Here is a 19430-nt window from a genome sequence, read left to right as displayed (position 1 = left end):
CTTTGCCATTTGACCTCAACCTTACCACAGCGGCGGCCCTTGCAATTGCATTGTTGGGGGCCGCCTATGTGCGCGGCTATTCAGGGTTTGGCTTTTCAGCCATTTTCATTGCCTTCGCGGCCCTCGTGACCAACCCTTTGCCGTTGATCCCAGTGGTCTTTGCCAGTGAAATCGCCATGACTGCGTTTCAGGCACGTGGCATTCGCGGGCAAGTCGATTGGCGCCGGGTTTTTCCTTTGCTGATTGGCGCTGGCGCCATCCTCCCCTTTGCGATCAAGGTGATGATTGCATTTGATGTCGCGACAGTGCGCATGGCGGTATCTGGAATCATATTTGTTCTCGCGCTTGTCCTATTTGTAGGGTTCGCCCTGCGAAAATCCGTTGGCATGGCGGGACATGGTGTCGTTGGTCTTGTGTCCGGCATCTGCAACAGCGCGGGCGTCGGTGGATTGCCCGTGGCGACGTTTCTAACCGCGCAACCGATCCCTGCGCCGCGGTTTCGCGCAACAATGATCGTCTATCTCACTGGCCTTGATATCATCTCACTCCCATTGATGTGGCACGGTGGGTTGATCGGTCCGGAAAGTTTCACTGCGCTGGCCTTCGCTTTTCCGGTACTTGGTCTGGGCGTTTGGCTTGGCGGGCGGCAATTTACATCGGCAAGCCCGGAAAGCTTTCGCCGTTTTGCAGTTTTTCTCTTGCTGATTTTGTCGACGCTTGGCCTACTACGGCCATTATTGACATAAAGGCATCCTCCCAATGACCCTTCCTTTTCCATTTCTGGCCCCTGAAAATGCGCCCTGTCCCGCAGGCTTGCTTGCCAAGGCGCAAGCCCTGCCCGCCCCCAAAGTAGCGCTGGTGAATGCAGGGGCTGTGAACCCGTTGCAAGGTATCCGCGAGGCCGCAGAACTGGGACTCGCCGACCCGGTTTTGATCGGAGATATAGATAAAATCAAACAGACCGCAGATGACATCGGCTGGGATATCAGCGGCTACCGCATTGAACATGCGCCGCATGAAACCGCCGCTGGACGCGCCGCCGATCTTGCCCGCAGCGGCGAGGTGAACAGCATCATGAAAGGGCAAATTCACACCTCAACTTTTCTTAAGGGGTTGCTGCCATCCGCCGCTGGTCTGCGCGAAAAAGGGACCCGATGCGGTCATGTATTTCACATCACGCGCGCCGGGTCAGAGCGGCCACTATTTCTGACCGACGCGGCATTAAACGTAAACCCAAGCGTCGACACCCGCAAAGCCTGCCTTGCACATGCTGTGCGGCTTGCAGAGATCTTGGGTGATACAAATGTCAAAGCGGGCATTCTTTCCCCAACCGAAGACCCGATCCCATCCATCCCCAACACGGTCGAAGCCGCCGAAATCGCAGCCTGGGCCAAGGACGCATTTCCCAATGCCACCGTGCAAGGCCCAATGGCGCTTGATCTAATCTTCAGCGCCGCTGCCGCCCGTGCAAAAAACTACGAATCCGATGTGTCGGGCGACACCGACATTATGCTGTCGCCCAACATCACATCCGGCAACGCGTTGTTCAAAATGATGGTGCTGGGCATGGGCTGCTGCGCAGGCGGGTTGGTCATGGGGTTGAAGGTGCCGGTTCTATTGACGTCGCGCAGCCAGCAAGCACCTGCGCGCATTTGTTCAGCGGCTCTTGGTGCAATCGTGGCGGCGGCATCATGATCCTTGTTATCAACGCTGGGTCATCATCGCTAAAGGTCAGCCTGTTTCAACCTGACCTGACGCAGATCGCAGATGGGATCGTCAGCGACATTGGCGCGGATGCGACTCTGAAACTTGATGGGCAAGCATCACCTGTGGACGCGCCCGACCATGCAACTGCGCTGGCCGAAATGATGGCCGCGCTTGATGCCGCAGGTCATAAAACCACAGATATTACAGCCGTAGCACACCGCGTTGTGCATGGGGGTACATATTTTTCGGAACCCGCGCGCGTTACACCGCAGGTCGTAGACGCAATCCGCGCCTGCATTCCGCTTGCGCCGCTCCATAACCCGGTGAACCTGATCGGGATCGAGACGCTCGCAGCGTCCCACCCTCATCTGCCGCAGTTTGTCAGCTTTGACACTGCGTTTCATGCCAGCAACCCCGATATTGCCACCCGCTATGCCATCCCTGACGCGCAGTTTGACGCGGGCATTCAACGCTATGGGTTTCACGGGTCATCTTATGCCAGCATGGTGCATGAATTTGGCGCCGCCCTGCCAGACCGTTTGTTGGCGCTCCATCTTGGGAATGGAGCCAGTCTTTGCGCAATCAAAGGCGGTCAATCCGTCGCCAGTTCAATGGGCTACTCCCCGATGTCTGGGCTTGTAATGGGAACCCGCTGTGGTGAAATCGACGGCGCGGCGGTGCTGCGGATCGCGGATAAGCTTGGCATCGCGGGCGCGGATAAGCTGCTGAACAAGCAAAGCGGGCTAAAGGGCCTTGCTGGCGATAATAATATGAAGACCTTGATGGAACGCGATGACGACGCCGCACGTTTCGCAGTAGATCACTTTTGCTATTGGGCCGCACGTCAGGCCGGATCAGCTATTGTCGCAATGGGCGGTTTAGACGCGGTCGCGTTCACCGGGGGGATCGGCGAAAACGCCGCACCCATTCGCGACAAAATCATGGCGCATCTTACCTGTTTTGGCGCGGTGCCCGTTCATGTGATTGCAGCCGACGAGGAAAAACAGATCGCGCGTGACGCGCGATTACTTATGGGGGACTAGCCGACATGCCAAAAGACCAACCCAACCTTGATACATCACCGACCGTATCAGATGAGGTCCGTCAAACGACCTGTTACATGTGCGCCTGCCGATGCGGCATAAATGTACACATGAAGCATGGGAAGGTCGCCTATATCGAAGGCAACAAAGATCACCCGGTGAACAAAGGGGTCCTATGTGCCAAAGGGTCTGCCGGGATCATGCAGCACAATGCGCCGTCGCGATTGCGCGCGCCGCTCAAACGGGTTGGGCCGCGCGGGTCAGGCGAATATGAAGAAATCAGCTGGGAAGAGGCGCTGGAAACCGCTGTCTCTTGGCTCAAACCGATCCGCGACACAGCACCTGAGAAGCTCGCCTTCTTTACCGGGCGCGATCAATCGCAAAGCTTCACCAGCTTTTGGGCGCAAGGCTTTGGCACCCCCAATTACGCTGCGCACGGCGGGTTTTGTTCGGTCAATATGGCTGCGGCCGGCATCTATACGATGGGCGGCGCGTTTTGGGAGTTTGGTCAACCGGATTGGGATCATACCAAACTGTTTATGCTGTTTGGCGTTGCCGAAGATCACGACAGCAACCCGATTAAAATGGGCATTGGCAAGATCAAGGAACGTGGTGCCCGCATGATGAGCGTGAACCCGATCCGCACCGGCTATAACGCGGTCGCGGATGATTGGATTGGGATCACACCGGGTACAGACGGGCTGTTTATTCTGGCACTTGTGCATTGCTTGATGAAGGCGGGTAAGGTCGATCTGGACTATCTCGCACGCTTCACAAATGCATCCGTGCTGATCGACCAAGACCCGAAGTCGGAACAATACGGGCTTTTCTTGCGCGACAAAAACGGGCAACCGCAAGTCATCGACCGCCGCACCGGCAAACTCGCGCCGTGGAACGGGCAAGGCGTTGATCCCGATCTCGCAGGCAGTCACCGCGCGCACGGCGTCACCCACCGTGCGGTCTTTCACATGATGGCCGAACGCTATCTGTCTGATGAATACGCCCCCGAAGCTGTCGCCGACCGTTGCGGCATCTCTGCTCAGCGCATCCATGCGATCGCCGCTGATCTAGCGCGCGTGGCTTTTGACGAGGCCATCACACTGGACCGCGCATGGACAGACTTTCGCGGCGTAAAACATAAGCAAATGATCGGCCGCCCTGTGTCATTCCACGCAATGCGCGGGATTTCGGCGCATGCCAACGGGTTCCAAACCTGCCGCGCGCTGCACATGCTACAGATCATCCTTGGCACAGTCGAAACGCCGGGCGGTATGCGGTTCAAACCGCCCTATCCCAAACCTGCGACAGCTCACCCGAAACCGCACTGCAAGGTTGCTCCGGGCCAGCCGCTTGATGGGCCCCATTTGGGCTATGTCCAAGGACCAGAGGATCTGTGCCTGACTGAGGCAGGCGATCCCGCACGCATCGACAAAGCCTATACTTGGGAAAACCCGATGTCTGCCCACGGGCTGATGCATATGGTGATTTCCAATGCGCATGCGGGCGATCCCTATAAGATCGACACGCTGTTCATGTATATGGCCAATATGGCGTGGAATTCATCGATGAATGTCGGCGGCGTGCATGAGATGCTGACCGACACAGATGAGAACGGCGATTACGTGATCCCACGGATCATTTATTCAGATGCCTATTCATCAGAAATGGTGGCCTATGCCGATCTGATTTTGCCGGACACAACCTATCTGGAACGCCACGATTGCATTTCTTTGCTGGACCGTCCGATTTGCGAGGCAGACGGCATCGCCGACGCAATCCGCTGGCCCGTGGTCGCACCTGACCGCGATGTGCGCGGGTTCCAATCGGTGCTTTGCGATCTTGGCGCGCGACTGGACCTGCCCGGGTTTGTGAATGAAGATGGCAGCGCGAAGTACAAAGACTACGCCGATTATATCACCAACCACATCCGGCGTCCCGGCATTGGCCCGCTTGCCGGTTTCCGTGATGGCGGCGATGGGCGCGGTGATGTGAACCCTGACCAACTACAAAACTACATCGACAATGGCGGCTATTGGCTGAGCCATGTGCCCGAAGACGCCGCCTATTATAAGCCGTTCAACATGGGCTATCAGGATTGGGCCGTGAAAATGGGCTGCTATGATGTGGTGCAACCCTATATTTTCCAACTTTACGTCGAACCAATGCGCAAATTCCAAGCCGCTGCCGAAGGCACCGGGTTGCGCCAGCCCCCCGAGCACCTGCGCGCGCAAGTTCAAAAAACGATGGACCCGCTGCCAATTTGGTACCCCTCCGCGGAAGACGCGGCCGAGGAATACCCCCTCCACGCGCTCACCCAGCGCCCGATGGCGATGTATCATTCATGGGGATCGCAGAACGCGTGGCTGCGCCAAATCCACGGGGTAAACCCGCTTTATGTGCCGACCAAAATATGGGAGGCTAACGGGTTCGCAGACGGCGATTGGGCCAAGGTCACATCCCCGCATGGCACCATCACCGTGCCCGTCGCGCATCAGGCCAGCCTGAACGAAAACACAATCTGGACGTGGAACGCGATTGGCAAACGCAAAGGGGCTTGGGCGCTGGACAACGACGCGCCCGAGGCCACCAAAGGGTTCTTGCTCAATCACCTGATCCACGAATTGATGCCCCCCAAAGGCGACGGGCTACGCTGGGCGAACTCAGACCCGATCACAGGCCAAGCCGCGTGGTTTGATCTGCGTGTAAAGATCGAAAAGACCGCCACGCCCAAAGAAGTCCAACCCGAAATGCCAGCGATGAAATCGGCGGTGCCTGAGGCCGCAAGGTCGTTACGTTGGAAGGTTGGCAAATGACCCGCTGGAATCCTGTCAATTGGTTCGGGTCCAAATCGTCGACATCCTCGGCCACAAAAAACACTGACAGTAACTGGGGTGAGTATAAAGGCGAAGGCATTTGGTGCATCTGCCCTGACTGCAACGCCCCACATGAAGTAGAGGATGAAACCTTCCTCAACGAAGTTCAAAGCGCGTGCTTTGAAATCTCACAGACGACTAAAAAGCTGTACGATGACTTTCACTTTGGTGTCGAAACTGGACGATGGGACATCGACCCTGAAAACGGCCTATTCATCAAAACCGCCCCCGACGGACGCAAAGCAAGCGGCCCTTATGCCGTTGTTGGCTCCTGGAACGAGAAAACGCATTCTTGGTTATGGTCTTGGGAAATGGACGAAAGCTGGATGCCTCACGCATCGACAGTTGCTGCACTCCGCCTACAGGAACGGGGGCAGAAAAAGGGGTGGGACATCACCGCTGCCAGACATTTGCTAGTGAATGAACATGAAACATGGCATCTGACAAACCTCGCGGCCAAAACAGCAGGATTCCAAGGTACATACCGAGCAAAGGTTAACGATCTCAACCATCACTATTTCATAATCGACCAGCTTGAGTGGGAGCCAATGCAATGAGCAACTTAAAGGTTTTGATTCTTATCGCGGCATTTGTCACCCTGACAACCAGCAGCTTCATTTGGTTCATCGCGACGTGGGACGCCACCAAAGAACAACCGATTGGCCAGCTTACGCCAGCACAGATCGAAAGGGCCACGCTATGACCCAACTTCCTCCACCCTCCGCCAAAAAACTTGGGCTTGTGATCGACCTTGATACTTGCGTTGGTTGCCATGCCTGCGTGATTTCATGCAAAGGATGGAACACCGAAAACTACGGCGCGCCCCTGTCTGATCAAGATCCTTATGGCGGCGATCCGTCGGGGACATTCCTCAACCGCGTGCATTCCTTTGAGGTCCAGCCAGAAGAGGCCCCCGCGCAGCTGATCCATTTTCCAAAATCCTGCCTGCACTGCGAAGACGCGCCTTGCGTCACCGTCTGCCCTACCGGCGCCAGTTACAAACGCGTCGAAGACGGGATCGTTCTGGTCAATGAAAGTGACTGTATTGGCTGCGGGCTGTGCGCTTGGGCCTGCCCGTATGGTGCACGCGAATTGGATGCCGATGCGGGGGTGATGAAGAAATGCACGCTTTGCGTTGATCGCATTTACAACGAAAACCTCCCCGAAGAAGACCGCGAACCTGCCTGCGTGCGGACCTGCCCAGCAGGCGCGCGGCATTTCGGAGATTTGGGCGACGAAGATAGCGATGTTTCCAAGCTAGTCGCAGAACGCGGCGGCTTTGATCTGATGCCGGAACTTGGCACCAAGCCCGTCAACAAATACCTACCACCGCGCCCCAAGGACGTGGCAACCCCCTGCGCACCGCTGGAAACCGTGGCAGAAGACGGCCAAGGTTTCGCAGCCTGGCTTGACCGTGCGCTCTCAGCCCTACCCGGAGGTAAGTCCTAATGCATCCTGCACCTTCCGTTATCATCTTCACGACGTTTTCAGGGCTCGGCTTTGGGCTGCTGTTTTGGCTTGGGCTTGGGGTGATCGCACCCACCGGTTTTGCTGCGTTCATCTGGTTCGCCATTGCCTATCTTTGCGCTGTCGGCGGGTTGCTCGCCTCGACATTCCACCTTGGGCACCCCGAACGCGCGCTCAAGGCGTTTAGCCAATGGAAAACAAGTTGGCTGAGCCGCGAAGGGATCGCCGCCGTGGTGACCCTGATCGTGATGGCGATTTATGGCGCCGGATTGGTCTTTGCCGCCACACCGTTTGCAATATTGGGTTGGGTCGGCGCATTGGGCGCACTTGCCACGGTGTTCACGACATCAATGATCTACACGCAGCTTAAAACAGTCCCGCGTTGGCACCAGCCGACAACGCCGCTGCTGTTCCTTTTGCTCTCACTTGGCGGTGGGGCTTTGCTTGCAGGTCAAGTATCCCTCTCTGTCGTCCTTTTGATTGTAGCGGCCGCCGTGCAGCTTTTTGCATGGTATACTGGGGACAAACGGTTTGCGCAGTCTGGAACTGATATGCAAACTGCAACTGGACTTGGCGACATTGGCACCGTGCGCGCGTTTGAGCCGCCACATACTGGGACCAATTACCTGATGCGTGAATTCATCTATGTTGTTGGCCGCAAACATGCGCAAAAACTGCAAGCGATCGCATTGGTCCTTGGGTTTATCATGCCGATCATTCTACTCTTGATCCCGTTCAGCCATATCTTTGCCGCGCTCGCTGTGCTCAGCCATGTTGCGGGCGTCCTTACCCTGCGTTGGTTATTTTTTGCACAGGCCGAACATGTGGTCGGGCTGTACTACGGGCAGCGCTGATGCAAACCGCGCTTTAACTTCATGCCCCCATGTTCTACCACCCATGCAACACATCAGGGAGGGCAAAGCATGACCATCAAAGCCGATTGGATCGCCGTTGATTGGGGTACCAGCAATATGCGCGCTTGGGCCATGTCTGGTTCTGGTACGGTATTGGCTGAAGGGTCCAGCGACAAAGGCATGGGGCGGCTGACGCCAACAGAATTTGAACCCACTTTGCTTGAGGTCGCAAGCGAGTGGATCGACGGCCCAACCACGGTGATGGCCTGCGGCATGGTCGGCGCAAAACAAGGCTGGATCGAAGCCCCCTACGCCGCCGTTCCCTGCGCTGCGATGGGTGGCAACCTCGTTACAGCGCCGACACAAAACCCTGACCTCTCCGTCCATATCATTCCCGGCGTAAAGCAAGCGTCCCCTGCCGATGTCATGCGCGGCGAAGAGACCCAGATCGCTGGTTTTTTGGCCCGCAACCCCGGTTGGGACGGTGTGATCTGCCTGCCCGGCACCCATACGAAATGGGTCCATATCAGCGCCGATGAAATCGTCAGTTTCCAAACCTTCATGACCGGGGAATTGTTTGAAGTAATTGGCAAGCACACGGTGCTGCGCCATTCCGTGACCAGCAACGATTGGGATCAAGCTGCCTTTGATAGCGGGCTGTCCGATGGGATGGCCCGCCCGGAACGGATCGCCGCGCAGCTGTTTTCACTGCGCGCACAAGGGTTGCTTGATGGGCTGGGCAATGACGCAGCACGCGCGCGGCTTTCGGGGCTATTAATCGGAGCCGAATTGGCCGCAGCGAAGCCCTATTGGCTGGGTCAGCAGATTGCCGTGATCGGCGCGGGTGGTCTTTCGAAACTTTATGTTGACGCTTTAGCCGCACAATCGGCCCCAGCAACCCAAGTCAATGGCACCGCGATTACCCTTGCCGGGCTGACCGCCGCCTACCGCGCGCACAAAAGTGATGGCATTGAGGGATCTAGACAATGATTTTTGACGACACGAAATGCCAACTTGGTGAAGGCCCGCTTTGGCACCCTACCCGCAATCAATTCTTTTGGTTCGATATTCTTAATAACCGTCTGCACACCAAGGGCCAGCATTGGGATTTTGATACGTTTGTCAGTGCCGCAGGTTGGATCGATAGCGACACGCTGATGATCGCCTCAGCCACGGCGTTGCTACAGTTTGACATAACCACCGGCGCACATGTTGAAATTTGCCCGCTAGAAGCTGACAACCCGATCACACGGTCAAACGACGGGCGCGCCGACCCACAGGGTGGTTTCTGGATTGGGACGATGGGGATCAACGCCGACGACGGTGCAGGCGCGATCTACCGCTATTATAAGGGCGAGCTGCGCCAAATTCTCGCGCCGATCACGATTTCAAACGCGATCTGTTTTGCCCCGGATGGCAAGACCGCCTATTTCACCGACACGCCGACGCAATTGGTCATGCAAGTCAGCTTGGACGCCGACGGCTGGCCAAATGCAGCGCCGACCGTCTATCTTGATCTGCGCGGCACGGATGAACGCCCCGATGGCGCTGTCATCGATCAGAACGGCAATATGTGGAACGCGCAATGGGGGCTGGGCCGGATCGCCGGCTACACCGCAGATGGCAGATTTTTGAAAGCCTACGATTTTCCCGCGACGCAAACCACCTGCCCAGCCTTTGGTGGCGCAGATCGTAATATTCTGTTCTGTACCTCTGCTGCAGTCGGATTGACCGAAGGGGCCGATCACGGAAAGACTTTTCAAGTCACGACAGATATACGCGGCCAAGCAGAACACCGGGTGATCCTGTGATGGCGCATTTTGGGACAACAAGACGCGGCGATCCCGTCGAAAAAGTCACGCTGCGCGCGGGCGGCTTACAGGTCAGCATCCTCACGCTGGGTGCGATTGTGCAAGACGTGCGGCTGGACGGTGTGGATCATGGGCTGACCCTTGGCTCGGATGAACTGTCCGACTATGAAACTAGCATGGGCTATCACGGCGCACTTGTGGGCCCTATCGCGAACCGGATCAGCAATGGGCGCGTGCGCCTTGATGGGATGATGTACGAGCTTGAGCGCAACGACGGCGCAGGACACCTGCATTCGGGCAGCGACGGGACGCACCGCCAAATCTGGGCTGTCAGCCAGCAAAGCGAGAACAGCGTGACACTGACACTTGATCTGGCTGACGGGGTAAACGGCCTACCCGGACGCCGCCAGATAACCGCGACATTTACTGTGGCTGCGCCTGCAAGCCTGACGCTGGACATTACCGGAACCACCGACGCTAAAACTTTGATGAATTTTGCCAATCACAGCTATTGGAACCTTGATAGGCGCGAAACTTGGGAAGGCCACACGCTCCAAATCGCCGCGGATCGATATTTGCCCACCGATACCGCAAGCGCCCCAACCGGAGAGATTTGTGACGTCAATGGCACCGATATGGATTTTCAGGCCGCGCGGGTCGTTGAGAAAGACGCCCCGGCGCTCGACCATAATTTCTGCCTCTCAAATGCCGCGAAACTGCAAGACATGTTGATACTTACCGGTGAAAGCGGTGTCGCGATGTCGGTGGCAACGACTGCGCCTGGCATTCAGGTCTACGATGGACGTGGTGCAAGCAGGCCCGGCAAAACGACCTACGAGGGGCTCGCAATTGAGCCGCAGCACTGGCCAGACGCGCCGAACCATCGCGGATTTCCAAGCATTGCGGTGACGCCAGATGCGCCTTACCGCCAGACATCACGTTGGACATTCACAGCTTAACTGCCGCGATAGGTCGAAAAGCTGAAGGGCGAAACCAAAAGCGGCACATGGTAGTGTGAGGCAGGGTCATTGATGCCAAAGCGGATCGGGATTTCATCTAGAAAACTGATGTTTTCATCGCGCGCAAAATAGGCACCTGCCTGAAACAGCAATTCATATTTTCCGATCGCAAATGCATCAGCGGGTAAGATCGGGCCATCTGTACGCCCGTCATCATTTGTGACCATGGTGATCAGATGGTCACGCGTGCCCCCGTCCAGCCGAAACAAATCAACGGTCATCCCCGCAGCAGGCAGCCCGCTGGCCGTATCAAGCACATGTGTTGTTAAAAATCCGGTCATCGCGCGCCCCTTGTTGCTGCACCCGATGGTGCAAAAACCAACCCAGATTGTCACGCGGTTTTCATGCGAAGTGGCAAGGATATCAGAAAACCCGAAAAACCGCCCAGAATCGGTTTGACACCCTGCGCGCCATTGCGTAATCGGTCCTTCGTGATCAGGCGCGGTAGCTCAGTTGGTTAGAGCGATCGACTCATAATCGATAGGTCGGGAGTTCAAGTCTCCCCCACGCCACCACATCTTTCCCAATATGTATTGTTGCTTTCGCAAACGCCGCTTTCGCGTTACGCAGTGCGACGACGCGCCATGGGAGAGAACGATGTCAGAAGTATTGGAACAAATCGCCGCCGTGATTGGTGCTGACCGTGTTTTTTCAGGTACGGATACGGCACCTTACGCAACGGATTGGACGGGCCAATATACAGGCGACCCTTTGGCCGTACTGCGCCCTGCGAATACAGCCGAAGTCTCGGCCATCATGAAAATTGCGCATGCAACAGGCACGCCCGTGGTGCCTGTGTCCGGGCATACAGGATTGACCGGTGCGACATTGGCGACAGATGCGCTGGTTCTATCAGTAGACCGGTTAAACACAATCGACGCAATTGACGTCGCCGGGCGTTCAGCCACAGTTGGCGCCGGCGTGATCTTATCCAAACTGCATGACGCCGCTGATGCGCATGATCTGATCTTTCCGCTGACATTTGGCGCACGCGGCTCTGCGATGATCGGGGGCGTCTTGTCGACAAACGCAGGTGGCTCAAACGTTGTCCGTTACGGCAATACCCGCGATCTTTGTTTAGGGATTGAAGTCGTGATGGCTGATGGCCGGATCATGAACCTGATGAGCGCACTGCACAAAGACAACTCCGGCCTCAACCTGCGCCATCTGATGATCGGGGCCGAAGGTACGTTGGGTATTATCACCGCCGCCGTGATGAAGCTCAAACCCAAGCCACGCGCCTACGCGACTGCGATGATCGCTCTGCCATCATTGGAGGATGCGCTGTCGCTCTTGCACGAAATGCAAGACAGCACTGGCGGCGCGGTCGAGGCGTTTGAATATATGCCGCGTAGCTATATCGACAAGCACATGTCGGTCATACCAGATGCAAAACCACCCTTTGAAGATGCTTATGACGTCAATATTTTGATCGAAGTCGGTGCAACGGCGCAGCGTGATGCGACTCCGGGGACTGACGGTCAGGTCCCTGTCGTGGCGCAGCTAGAAGAAACACTAGGGACGATGCTGGAAGAAGGCCGTGTATTGGACGCCGTGATTGCCCAGAACGAAGCGCAGCGTGCGCAGATGTGGCAACGCCGCGAAGACGCGGGCGAGGTTATGACCCGCGGCACCCCATTCGTGAACACAGATGTAGCGGTGCCCTTGGACAAAGTCGCGACCTTTGAACGCGCGATCACCCCGCGCCTAAAGGCAATCGATCCGAATTGTTACGAGGTCATCGTTTCCCATCTTGGCGATGGAAATATTCACCACACGACATTTGTTGGCAAAAATGGCCCCGATGCGATGAAGGCCATGGTCGAAGCCGTCGAAGATGTCGTGCAAGAGCTTGGCGGATCATTTAGCGCCGAACATGGGGTGGGCATATCCAAGCTTGACACGATGCGCCGCCGCAAAGACCCTGTTGCGCTTGATGCAATGCGCGCGATTAAGGCAGCGCTTGACCCGAAGAATATTCTGAATCCCGGCAAGGTCATTCCAGCCGCCGATTAAGACGTAAAGAACCCCGGTCCAGCGCGCGACAGCAAACGCAGCGCCATCGCGTTCCCCATATCTGGGCCGCTTGCGATGGGGCCTGTGGCCTCATCCGTCAGAACACGTGCGCCATCTTCGCTGAGGATTTCGCCGCGCAGCCGCAACTGATCCCCGTCAATTTCTGCGAGCGCCCCGATCGGCGTTTCGCATGATCCATCAAGGCGGCCCAAGAACGCGCGCTCTGCCGCGACGCGGGCACCAGTGGGCGCATCATGGATCGCGGCCAGTAGTGCGGCTGCGCGCGTGTCATCGCCCCGCCGTTCAATCCCAATCGCCCCTTGGGCAATCGCAGGTAACATATCATCTGCTGAGATCGGCGTATAAGGCACGTCATCCATGCCCAACCGCCGCAGCCCCGCCGTCGCTAAAAACGTCGCATCGGCGACGCCATCAGCCAGCTTTTTCAAACGTGTCTGCACATTGCCGCGAAACTCAACGACCTTGAGCATCGGAAAGCGCGCGGCCAATTGCGCGCGGCGCCGTGTCGATGATGTCCCTACAACCGCCCCATCGGGCAGATCCGACAGGCTTTTGTATTTCAATGACACAAACGCATCACGCACATCTTCGCGCGGCAAGAACACATCCATCACCAACCCGGCGGGATGCACCACAGGCATATCCTTGGTCGAATGCACCGCAATATCAATCCCACCGTCTAGCAGCGCCTCTTCGATTTCGCGGGTAAACAGCCCTTTACCATCAATTTCACGCAGCGGCTTATCTTGGATAAGATCGCCGGTGACTTTGATCACGCAAATATCGAACGCCTCTTGCGGCAAGTCCCAAGCGGCCATGAGCCTATCGCGGGTCTCGTGGGCTTGGGCCATTGCCAGCGGCGAACCACGGGTTCCGATTTTAAAGCTCTGGGCGGGTGTGGGCATATCAACTGTCATGCAAGGTTGTTAGCGACCGCGATCTCGCTTGACAATAAGTCATGCAATTGGGACCACCTTCCTCAGTAAAAGGACGATCATATGACGCAGCAAAAAACCATCCTTCGGGCCCTTGCGGGTGAAACATTGCCAACCCCACCCATCTGGATGATGCGTCAGGCCGGGCGATACCTGCCAGAATACAAAGCAACGCGTGCGCAGGCGGGCGACTTTTTGTCGCTGTGTTACAACCCTGAACTCGCCGCCGAGGTCACTTTGCAGCCAATCCGACGTTACGGATTTGATGCCGCGATCCTTTTTGCTGATATTTTGCTTTTGCCACAGGCTTTGGGCGCTGACCTTTGGTTTGTCACCGGCGAAGGGCCGCGTCTGTCAACGATCACCACAGCGGATGAGTTGGCGCAGCTCAAACCCTTGGACGCAATTGATGAGACGCTGAACCCGATCTATGAAACTGTGAAAATCTTGGCACAAGAACTGCCCAAGGAAACCACCTTGATTGGCTTCGCGGGCGCACCTTGGACAGTTGCCACCTATATGATCGCGGGCAAAGGCACCCCCGACCAAGGTCCCGCCCATGCGCTTTTGACAGAAAACCGACCCGTGTTTGAAGGGCTGATCGACAGGATTACAGACGGCACGATCGCCTATCTGTCTAAACAGATCGAGGCAGGCGCTGAAGTCGTCAAACTGTTCGATAGCTGGGCAGGGTCGCTCAAAGATCAAGATTTCATCGATTTCTCGGTCAAACCGATGCAGCGCATCATTGCCGCGCTCAAGGCAAAGCATCCCGGCATTCCGGTCATCGCATTTCCACGTGGCGCAGGTACACGCAACATCGGGATGCATGCGGCAACGGGTGCTGATTGTATCGCGCTTGATGATGGGGTCGATGCGGCATGGGCGGCCCAGAACGTGCAGGTAGATGGCTGCGTCCAAGGCAATCTCAAATCGTCGCATATGGTGACTGGCGGTGCTGATCTGGTGTCTGAGACACGGCGCATTTGTGACGCCTTCGCCGATGGTCCACATATTTTCAACCTTGGGCACGGGATCACACCAGACGCCAGCCCTGACAATGTGCAGCTGATGATCGATACTGTGCGCGGTGGCTAGGCTGCGCATGCCTCTGACGCTGCGGCTGGCGTTTCACGCCATCCGCGCCGCTTGGGTCGGGTTGATTCTGTTCATTGTCGCTTGGATTTGGCTTGTTCCGGCGACACCGATGGAGCGCGATGCGCTCTCTGCCCCAATCGGGACAAGCCGCCCCGAGGGGTTGACCGCAATGCGGGTTGCGCGCGCGATGGTCCATTTCGCCCCGGAACGCGCGGCAAAACTGCTGAGCGACGCGTCAAATGGCGAAATTTCCCCGGAATTGGCAGGGATGCTGCTAAGGCAGGTTGCGTCGGGCACACCGCAGTCCCCGACAGCTGCGCCGACAACAGCGGCTCCGCCCGCGCTTGGCGATGACATTGATGGGCCGAAGTTTATCAGCCGGGACTAAACGTTGTTGTCCACCCAAACCAAAGCGCAACCGCGACAAGGGCCAGCGCCAATGCGCGCCGGATTATGCGGCTGTATGTTTCGTTCTCAAGTAGGTTTTGCGCGGTTCCGGCAAGGGTGACAATTCCGGCGTGAATAGCCGTCGCCACCACGACAAAAACGGCAGATAGCGCGAGGGTTTGCGTCATGACGGGCGCATTCGTCTGGATAAAGCTTGGCAAGATCGCGACGTAAAATACCGCCGCCTTAGGGTTCAGCAAATTCGTGATCAGGCCACGCCGAAAATACGTGCGCGCAGCCACACCGGTCGCGACTTTTTGTACGGGTTCTGCGGCGTCACGCCACCCGTCCCAAGCCAGCCATAACATATAGACGACACCACCAAACCGCAGCGCCTGAAACAAAAGCGGCGAGGCATTGATCGCGGCGGCCAATCCCAGTGCCGCTGCCACCCCGACCACGGCCAAGCCAACCGCAACGCCAGCAACCGCCGCATAGCCGAGCCTGCGCCCTTGGCTCGCGGCGACAACAGCAAGGTAGACCATGTTCGGCCCCGGCGTCAGCTCGATCAGCATCGCCGTGCCTGCAAAGGCCAACAAGACCGCTGGGTCAATCGCAGCTAGACCCATTTGGCCATCGGCGGCAGGCTCATCAGTACCGCGTTTGCGTCATGACCTGTCGCGAGTCCAAATTTGGTACCACGGTCGTAGACAAGGTTGTATTCGGCATAAAGCCCGCGATGCACCAACTGCGCATCTTTATCCGCCTCGGTCCAAACCGTATTACGGCGCTTGTCGACAAGCGGCACATAGGCGGGCAAAAATGCGCGACCGATGTCTTGGGTCAGTGCAAAATCGGCCTCCCAATCGCCGGTACAACGATCATCCATGAAGATCCCCCCAACCCCGCGCGCGCGGTGGCGGTGCGGGATATAGAAATACTCATCCGCCCATGCCTTTAGCTCCGGGTAAAGATCGGCGCCATGAGGATCAAGATGTGCCTTTTGTTCGGCGTGAAAATGCGCGGTATCTTCATCATATTCAATGCATGGGTTCAGATCAGACCCGCCGCCGAACCACCAGGCATGTGGGGTCCAGAACATCCGCGTGTTCATATGAACGGCAGGCGCATGTGGGTTTTGCATATGCGCCACGAGCGAAATGCCAGAGGCCCAGAACCGCGGATCGCTATCCATGCCGGGGACGCCACGCGCCGCCATAGATTTTTGCGCGGCTTCGCCGAGCTGCCCATAGACGGTCGATACGTTTACGCCGACTTTTTCAAACACGCGCCCACCGCGCATGACCGACATCAACCCGCCGCCAGCATCCGCACCATCATCAGAAGCACGGGTGGTTTGCGTGACCTCAAACCGGCCTGCAGGTGCATCACTGGCGTGGCGATCTTCAAGACTTTCGAAGGCCGCAACGATGTCATCGCGCAAGCAGCGAAACCAAGCCGAAGCTGTTTGCTTTTGTGTATCAAAAACCTGTGACATAATCGCCCTCACGTGCTGTGCTATTGCATAACACTCTATCTTAGCTTCTTTGGTATATATCAATCACGAACGCAGATTTTACTGTATCATTCCGGAGACCACCATGCGCCGCGCCTTATTCATATTACCTTTGATTGCCCTCACTGCCTGCGCCACCCCACGCGAACAATGTATCAATGATGCCAACCGCGAAGTGCGCGTATTGACCCATTTGGTCAATGAAACGCGCGGGAACTTAGCGCGTGGCTACGCAATTGCTGAATCAACCGACGTGCGCACGCTGGTGCGGACATGTCGCGGACGTGATGCCAACGATGAAATCTTTACTTACCCTTGCAATGAAACCGAAACCTTCACGACGACACGCCCCGTTTCAATTGATCTAGATGCTGAACAAGTTAAACTTGCCCAACTTGAACGCCGTCTGTCGCAGGCTCAGGCCAATGCCAACACATCAATTTCGCAATGTATTGCGATCCACCCAGAATAATCAGTGACACGACACCGCGGCCGGATCCAACAGGGTGCGGCCGCCATCGACGGTGATAATCTGCCCGGTGACAAAACTAGACGCATCAGAGGCCAGATATTGCACCGCATCCGATACCTCGCTTGGGCTTGCGATCCGGTGCAGCGGCGTATTGTCCACAATGGCTTCACGGGTTTCATCGCAACCTTTGAGAGATCCCTTCAGGCTCGCGCTCATTACGCTGCCAAAGGCGACAGCGTTCACGCGGATGCCGTGCGGCGCAAAGGCAACCGCAAGCGACCGGGTCATCTGGTCCAACGCTGCAGAGCTGACAGAATAGGCCAGCAATTCGGGATGTGTGCGGCGCGCAGCGATAGAACTGATATTTACAATTGATCCAATCGGGCCTGCCGGGCCGTCTTCAGCCTGTTTAATCATCTTACGGGCAACCGCTTGGCTGACCCTGAGGGCCGTCATCGTGTTTTGCTGCAGCAGCTCTTCGACACTGTTGTCATCGGGATCAAGCGGATCAGTCTGCGTCACCTGCCGCGAGGCGTTCACCAAGATATCCACCCGTTCAAACGCATCAATCGTGGCCGACAGCAAATTCTTGATCGTCAGTTTTTTGCGCAGATCACCTGCGAAAATGCGTACATTTTCTTCTTTTTCAGCCGCTTCGCCAACTTCATGGCACAGCGTCTTTTCATCCATATCTGCAAAAACGACGTTTGCGCCGCCTTGCACGAAATGCCGCCCAATCGCGAGCCCGACCCCATTGGCCGCCCCTGTAACGATCACTGTCTTACCAGCAATTGAATATGACATCGCGTTTCTCCTGTGCCGCTAGTGCTGCGGCCGATTGGCATGAAAGACTTTGAATGCACCATTACTGGCAATCATGTCCACATTGCGGAAACATTCAGACAAGGTGGTCTCATAGGGCAAATGCCGGTTTGCAACCATCCAAAGCTTGCCATGCGGGGCAAGCAGACGGGCCGCAGACTGAATAAACATCCGCCCAAGCGACGGATCAGACGCGCGCCCAACATGAAACGGTGGGTTCATGACAATCCCATCAAACGCAGGTTTGGCCTGAAACTGCGTGGCGTCGCCCCAATGAAATGTGACGCGCGGGTCGGTGACGTTCAATTTGGCACAAGCAACGGAAAGGGACTCGGCTTCGATCAAATCAAGCGATTGCACGCCTGCGCGGTCCAACACAGGTGCGGCAAGATATCCCCAGCCGGCACCCAAATCGGCCATGCGCGCTGGCAACTTGGACGGCAAGGCGTTCGCAAGCAAGGCAGAGCCGGCATCAACCGCGCCATCAGAGAACACCCCAGCAGACGTGAAATACCCGTGCCCCGCTTTGGCGGGCGGCGGGGCTGTCCAATCGGTAAATTTATCCGTGGCAGCAAACCAAAAAATCCGCCCGTGCCCTTTGGTGATCGATGGCAGCGCGCCCAACCGTTTGCGGCATTCTTTGAAGACGCTATCGATTCCATCCGTCTTTTGCCCATCGACGACAACGATATCAGCATTGGCACAGGCGGCAGCGACCATTGCACGGGCAAGCGCCTTGGCACGCGGAACGACAACGATCGCTACGGCAACCTTGGTCAATTCTTGCGCAACCGGATAGCCCGCGTTTTCCCACGCTGTATAATCGGGATAAAACCCGTGCACGATTTGTACCCGTTCGCGCGACAAGGCCGATACATCATAGGTGGTGGTTGGACGCATGATCGCGATATCGCCTTCGGGCAGCGACAAAAGACCGTCATCAAGGGCGGTGGTAAGACGAGACTGTGACATTTTTGTACGAATAACGCTGGTGCGTTACTCTTTCTCCATCGTGCATTGCAAAGGGTGCTGATGACGCTGCGCAAAATCCATCACTTGCGCGACTTTGGTCTCTGCGATCTCGTGACTAAAGACGCCAACAACCGCAATCCCCTTCTTGTGGACAGTCAACATAATTTCAAATGACTGCGCATGCGACAGGCCAAAAAACCGTTCCAAGACCTGTACAACGAATTCCATAGGGGTGAAATCATCGTTTAATATCATAACCTTATACATCGGTGGACGTTTTGTCTTTGGTTTGGTCTCAAGCGCCACGCCAAAATCGCCGTCGTCACCGTCATCCGGTTTATCCGCCATCATGTAGAAATCAGTCCGCATTACATCGCCCTGTTTGGTAAGCCCCATATATAAGGCACCTTGCGCGGG

The 19430-nt window shown here is 56.6% G+C and carries 22 protein-coding genes and 1 tRNA gene; 16 read left to right on the top strand and 7 right to left on the bottom strand.

Annotated features, from left to right (window positions below; genetic code table 11):
• The first annotated feature begins 2 nt into the window (after positions 1–2).
• The 11 genes from Yoon_RS04495 (at position 3) to Yoon_RS04445 (ending at position 10714) form a co-directional block, all read left to right on the top strand.
• Positions 3–746: a TSUP family transporter gene (locus tag Yoon_RS04495; protein WP_238110531.1), complete on the top strand. Its 744-nt coding sequence runs from the start codon at positions 3–5 to the stop codon at positions 744–746.
• Between the two features lie 13 nt (positions 747–759).
• On the top strand, positions 760–1695 hold the full coding sequence (locus Yoon_RS04490; protein ID WP_238110530.1) for a phosphate acyltransferase: 936 nt from the start codon (positions 760–762) through the stop codon (positions 1693–1695).
• Positions 1692–2750: an acetate/propionate family kinase gene (locus tag Yoon_RS04485; protein ID WP_238110528.1), complete on the top strand. Its 1059-nt coding sequence runs from the start codon at positions 1692–1694 to the stop codon at positions 2748–2750. Before Yoon_RS04490 ends, Yoon_RS04485 begins: the two co-directional genes overlap by 4 nt.
• Before the next feature lie 5 nt (positions 2751–2755).
• Complete coding sequence (locus Yoon_RS04480; RefSeq protein ID WP_238110526.1) at positions 2756–5563, top strand: molybdopterin oxidoreductase family protein; 2808 nt, start codon at positions 2756–2758, stop codon at positions 5561–5563.
• Positions 5560–6180, top strand: coding sequence for a DUF6882 domain-containing protein (locus tag Yoon_RS04475; protein WP_238110524.1), 621 nt, complete (start codon positions 5560–5562; stop codon positions 6178–6180). Before Yoon_RS04480 ends, Yoon_RS04475 begins: the two co-directional genes overlap by 4 nt.
• Positions 6177–6326: a hypothetical protein gene (locus tag Yoon_RS04470; protein WP_238110522.1), complete on the top strand. Its 150-nt coding sequence runs from the start codon at positions 6177–6179 to the stop codon at positions 6324–6326. Before Yoon_RS04475 ends, Yoon_RS04470 begins: the two co-directional genes overlap by 4 nt.
• Positions 6323–7072 carry a 4Fe-4S dicluster domain-containing protein gene (locus Yoon_RS04465; protein ID WP_238110521.1) on the top strand — a complete coding sequence of 250 codons (750 nt, stop codon included), beginning with the start codon at positions 6323–6325 and terminating at the stop codon, positions 7070–7072. Before Yoon_RS04470 ends, Yoon_RS04465 begins: the two co-directional genes overlap by 4 nt.
• The gene (locus Yoon_RS04460; protein WP_238110519.1) at positions 7072–7944 is read left to right on the top strand and encodes a DmsC/YnfH family molybdoenzyme membrane anchor subunit; all 873 of its coding nucleotides are present in this window, start codon (positions 7072–7074) and stop codon (positions 7942–7944) included. Before Yoon_RS04465 ends, Yoon_RS04460 begins: the two co-directional genes overlap by 1 nt.
• A 69-nt stretch (positions 7945–8013) precedes the next feature.
• Positions 8014–8934, top strand: coding sequence for a 2-dehydro-3-deoxygalactonokinase (locus tag Yoon_RS04455; RefSeq protein WP_238110517.1), 921 nt, complete (start codon positions 8014–8016; stop codon positions 8932–8934).
• On the top strand, positions 8931–9755 hold the full coding sequence (locus Yoon_RS04450) for an SMP-30/gluconolactonase/LRE family protein (RefSeq protein WP_238110515.1): 825 nt from the start codon (positions 8931–8933) through the stop codon (positions 9753–9755). The genes Yoon_RS04455 and Yoon_RS04450 overlap by 4 nt, the downstream gene beginning before the upstream one ends.
• A complete protein-coding gene (locus Yoon_RS04445; protein ID WP_238110513.1) occupies positions 9755–10714 on the top strand; it encodes an aldose epimerase family protein in 960 nt (319 codons plus the stop codon). Before Yoon_RS04450 ends, Yoon_RS04445 begins: the two co-directional genes overlap by 1 nt.
• Here Yoon_RS04445 and uraH read toward each other — a convergent pair.
• Positions 10711–11055, bottom strand: a complete 345-nt coding sequence (gene uraH, locus Yoon_RS04440) for a hydroxyisourate hydrolase (protein ID WP_238110511.1) — start codon at positions 11053–11055, stop codon at positions 10711–10713. The genes Yoon_RS04445 and uraH overlap by 4 nt on opposite strands.
• 157 nt (positions 11056–11212) lie before the next feature.
• On the opposite strand from uraH, the gene Yoon_RS04435 reads away from it, so the two are divergent.
• Both Yoon_RS04435 and Yoon_RS04430 read left to right on the top strand, forming a co-directional pair.
• Positions 11213–11289 (top strand) — tRNA-Met (locus tag Yoon_RS04435).
• Positions 11290–11371: 82 nt separating this feature from the next.
• Complete coding sequence (locus Yoon_RS04430) at positions 11372–12790, top strand: FAD-binding oxidoreductase (protein ID WP_238110509.1); 1419 nt, start codon at positions 11372–11374, stop codon at positions 12788–12790.
• On the opposite strand, the gene hemC is transcribed toward Yoon_RS04430, so the two are convergent.
• The gene (gene hemC, locus Yoon_RS04425; protein WP_238110507.1) at positions 12787–13728 is read right to left on the bottom strand and encodes a hydroxymethylbilane synthase; all 942 of its coding nucleotides are present in this window, start codon (positions 13726–13728) and stop codon (positions 12787–12789) included. The two genes, Yoon_RS04430 and hemC, sit on opposite strands and share 4 nt — an antisense overlap.
• Before the next feature lie 81 nt (positions 13729–13809).
• Between hemC and hemE the strand changes: the two genes are divergently transcribed.
• On the top strand, positions 13810–14844 hold the full coding sequence (hemE, locus tag Yoon_RS04420; protein WP_238110505.1) for a uroporphyrinogen decarboxylase: 1035 nt from the start codon (positions 13810–13812) through the stop codon (positions 14842–14844).
• 7 nt (positions 14845–14851) lie between these two features.
• A complete protein-coding gene (locus Yoon_RS04415) occupies positions 14852–15232 on the top strand; it encodes a hypothetical protein (RefSeq protein WP_238110503.1) in 381 nt (126 codons plus the stop codon).
• On the opposite strand, the gene Yoon_RS04410 is transcribed toward Yoon_RS04415, so the two are convergent.
• Both Yoon_RS04410 and hemF read right to left on the bottom strand, forming a co-directional pair.
• Positions 15219–15860, bottom strand: a complete 642-nt coding sequence (locus Yoon_RS04410) for a LysE family translocator (RefSeq protein ID WP_238110501.1) — start codon at positions 15858–15860, stop codon at positions 15219–15221. The genes Yoon_RS04415 and Yoon_RS04410 overlap by 14 nt on opposite strands.
• Complete coding sequence (hemF, locus tag Yoon_RS04405) at positions 15851–16729, bottom strand: oxygen-dependent coproporphyrinogen oxidase (RefSeq protein WP_238110500.1); 879 nt, start codon at positions 16727–16729, stop codon at positions 15851–15853. The genes Yoon_RS04410 and hemF overlap by 10 nt, the downstream gene beginning before the upstream one ends.
• A gap of 103 nt (positions 16730–16832) precedes the next feature.
• Here hemF and Yoon_RS04400 point away from each other — a divergent pair, with 103 nt between their 5' ends.
• A complete protein-coding gene (locus tag Yoon_RS04400; RefSeq protein WP_238110496.1) occupies positions 16833–17219 on the top strand; it encodes a hypothetical protein in 387 nt (128 codons plus the stop codon).
• Here Yoon_RS04400 and Yoon_RS04395 read toward each other — a convergent pair whose 3' ends face one another.
• Genes Yoon_RS04395 through clpS form a run of 3 tightly spaced genes read right to left on the bottom strand, consistent with a single transcriptional unit; the run spans position 17220 to position 19382 of the window.
• Entirely contained in the window at positions 17220–18023 is an 804-nt protein-coding gene (locus Yoon_RS04395; protein WP_113777569.1) for an SDR family NAD(P)-dependent oxidoreductase, read from the bottom strand.
• A gap of 18 nt (positions 18024–18041) precedes the next feature.
• Positions 18042–19013: a class I SAM-dependent methyltransferase gene (locus Yoon_RS04390; RefSeq protein ID WP_238110494.1), complete on the bottom strand. Its 972-nt coding sequence runs from the start codon at positions 19011–19013 to the stop codon at positions 18042–18044.
• 24 nt (positions 19014–19037) lie between these two features.
• A complete protein-coding gene (gene clpS / locus Yoon_RS04385) occupies positions 19038–19382 on the bottom strand; it encodes an ATP-dependent Clp protease adapter ClpS (RefSeq protein ID WP_238110968.1) in 345 nt (114 codons plus the stop codon).
• Positions 19383–19430: the final 48 nt, after the last annotated feature.

Origin of the sequence: Yoonia sp. I 8.24 (genome assembly GCF_022096995.1) — a bacterium.
Lineage (GTDB): Bacteria > Pseudomonadota > Alphaproteobacteria > Rhodobacterales > Rhodobacteraceae > Yoonia.
The sequence above is the reverse complement of the archived record's forward strand: the minus strand, read 5'-3'. Positions and strand labels throughout refer to the sequence as shown.

Excerpts from the sequence above, each read along its gene's own strand:
- Yoon_RS04490 (WP_238110530.1), top strand. The coding sequence starts at position 760 with ATGACCCTTCCTTTTCCATTTCTGGCCCCTGAAAATGCGCCCTGTCCC.
- Yoon_RS04485 (WP_238110528.1), top strand. The coding sequence starts at position 1,692 with ATGATCCTTGTTATCAACGCTGGGTCATCATCGCTAAAGGTCAGCCTG.
- Yoon_RS04480 (WP_238110526.1), top strand. The coding sequence starts at position 2,756 with ATGCCAAAAGACCAACCCAACCTTGATACATCACCGACCGTATCAGAT.
- Yoon_RS04475 (WP_238110524.1), top strand. The coding sequence starts at position 5,560 with ATGACCCGCTGGAATCCTGTCAATTGGTTCGGGTCCAAATCGTCGACA.
- Yoon_RS04470 (WP_238110522.1), top strand. The coding sequence starts at position 6,177 with ATGAGCAACTTAAAGGTTTTGATTCTTATCGCGGCATTTGTCACCCTG.
- Yoon_RS04465 (WP_238110521.1), top strand. The coding sequence starts at position 6,323 with ATGACCCAACTTCCTCCACCCTCCGCCAAAAAACTTGGGCTTGTGATC.
- Yoon_RS04460 (WP_238110519.1), top strand. The coding sequence starts at position 7,072 with ATGCATCCTGCACCTTCCGTTATCATCTTCACGACGTTTTCAGGGCTC.
- Yoon_RS04455 (WP_238110517.1), top strand. The coding sequence starts at position 8,014 with ATGACCATCAAAGCCGATTGGATCGCCGTTGATTGGGGTACCAGCAAT.
- Yoon_RS04450 (WP_238110515.1), top strand. The coding sequence starts at position 8,931 with ATGATTTTTGACGACACGAAATGCCAACTTGGTGAAGGCCCGCTTTGG.
- Yoon_RS04445 (WP_238110513.1), top strand. The coding sequence starts at position 9,755 with ATGGCGCATTTTGGGACAACAAGACGCGGCGATCCCGTCGAAAAAGTC.
- uraH (WP_238110511.1), bottom strand. The coding sequence starts at position 11,055 with ATGACCGGATTTTTAACAACACATGTGCTTGATACGGCCAGCGGGCTG.
- Yoon_RS04430 (WP_238110509.1), top strand. The coding sequence starts at position 11,372 with ATGTCAGAAGTATTGGAACAAATCGCCGCCGTGATTGGTGCTGACCGT.
- hemC (WP_238110507.1), bottom strand. The coding sequence starts at position 13,728 with ATGACAGTTGATATGCCCACACCCGCCCAGAGCTTTAAAATCGGAACC.
- hemE (WP_238110505.1), top strand. The coding sequence starts at position 13,810 with ATGACGCAGCAAAAAACCATCCTTCGGGCCCTTGCGGGTGAAACATTG.
- Yoon_RS04415 (WP_238110503.1), top strand. The coding sequence starts at position 14,852 with ATGCCTCTGACGCTGCGGCTGGCGTTTCACGCCATCCGCGCCGCTTGG.
- Yoon_RS04410 (WP_238110501.1), bottom strand. The coding sequence starts at position 15,860 with ATGGGTCTAGCTGCGATTGACCCAGCGGTCTTGTTGGCCTTTGCAGGC.
- hemF (WP_238110500.1), bottom strand. The coding sequence starts at position 16,729 with ATGTCACAGGTTTTTGATACACAAAAGCAAACAGCTTCGGCTTGGTTT.
- Yoon_RS04400 (WP_238110496.1), top strand. The coding sequence starts at position 16,833 with ATGCGCCGCGCCTTATTCATATTACCTTTGATTGCCCTCACTGCCTGC.
- Yoon_RS04395 (WP_113777569.1), bottom strand. The coding sequence starts at position 18,023 with ATGTCATATTCAATTGCTGGTAAGACAGTGATCGTTACAGGGGCGGCC.
- Yoon_RS04390 (WP_238110494.1), bottom strand. The coding sequence starts at position 19,013 with ATGTCACAGTCTCGTCTTACCACCGCCCTTGATGACGGTCTTTTGTCG.
- clpS (WP_238110968.1), bottom strand. The coding sequence starts at position 19,382 with ATGCGGACTGATTTCTACATGATGGCGGATAAACCGGATGACGGTGAC.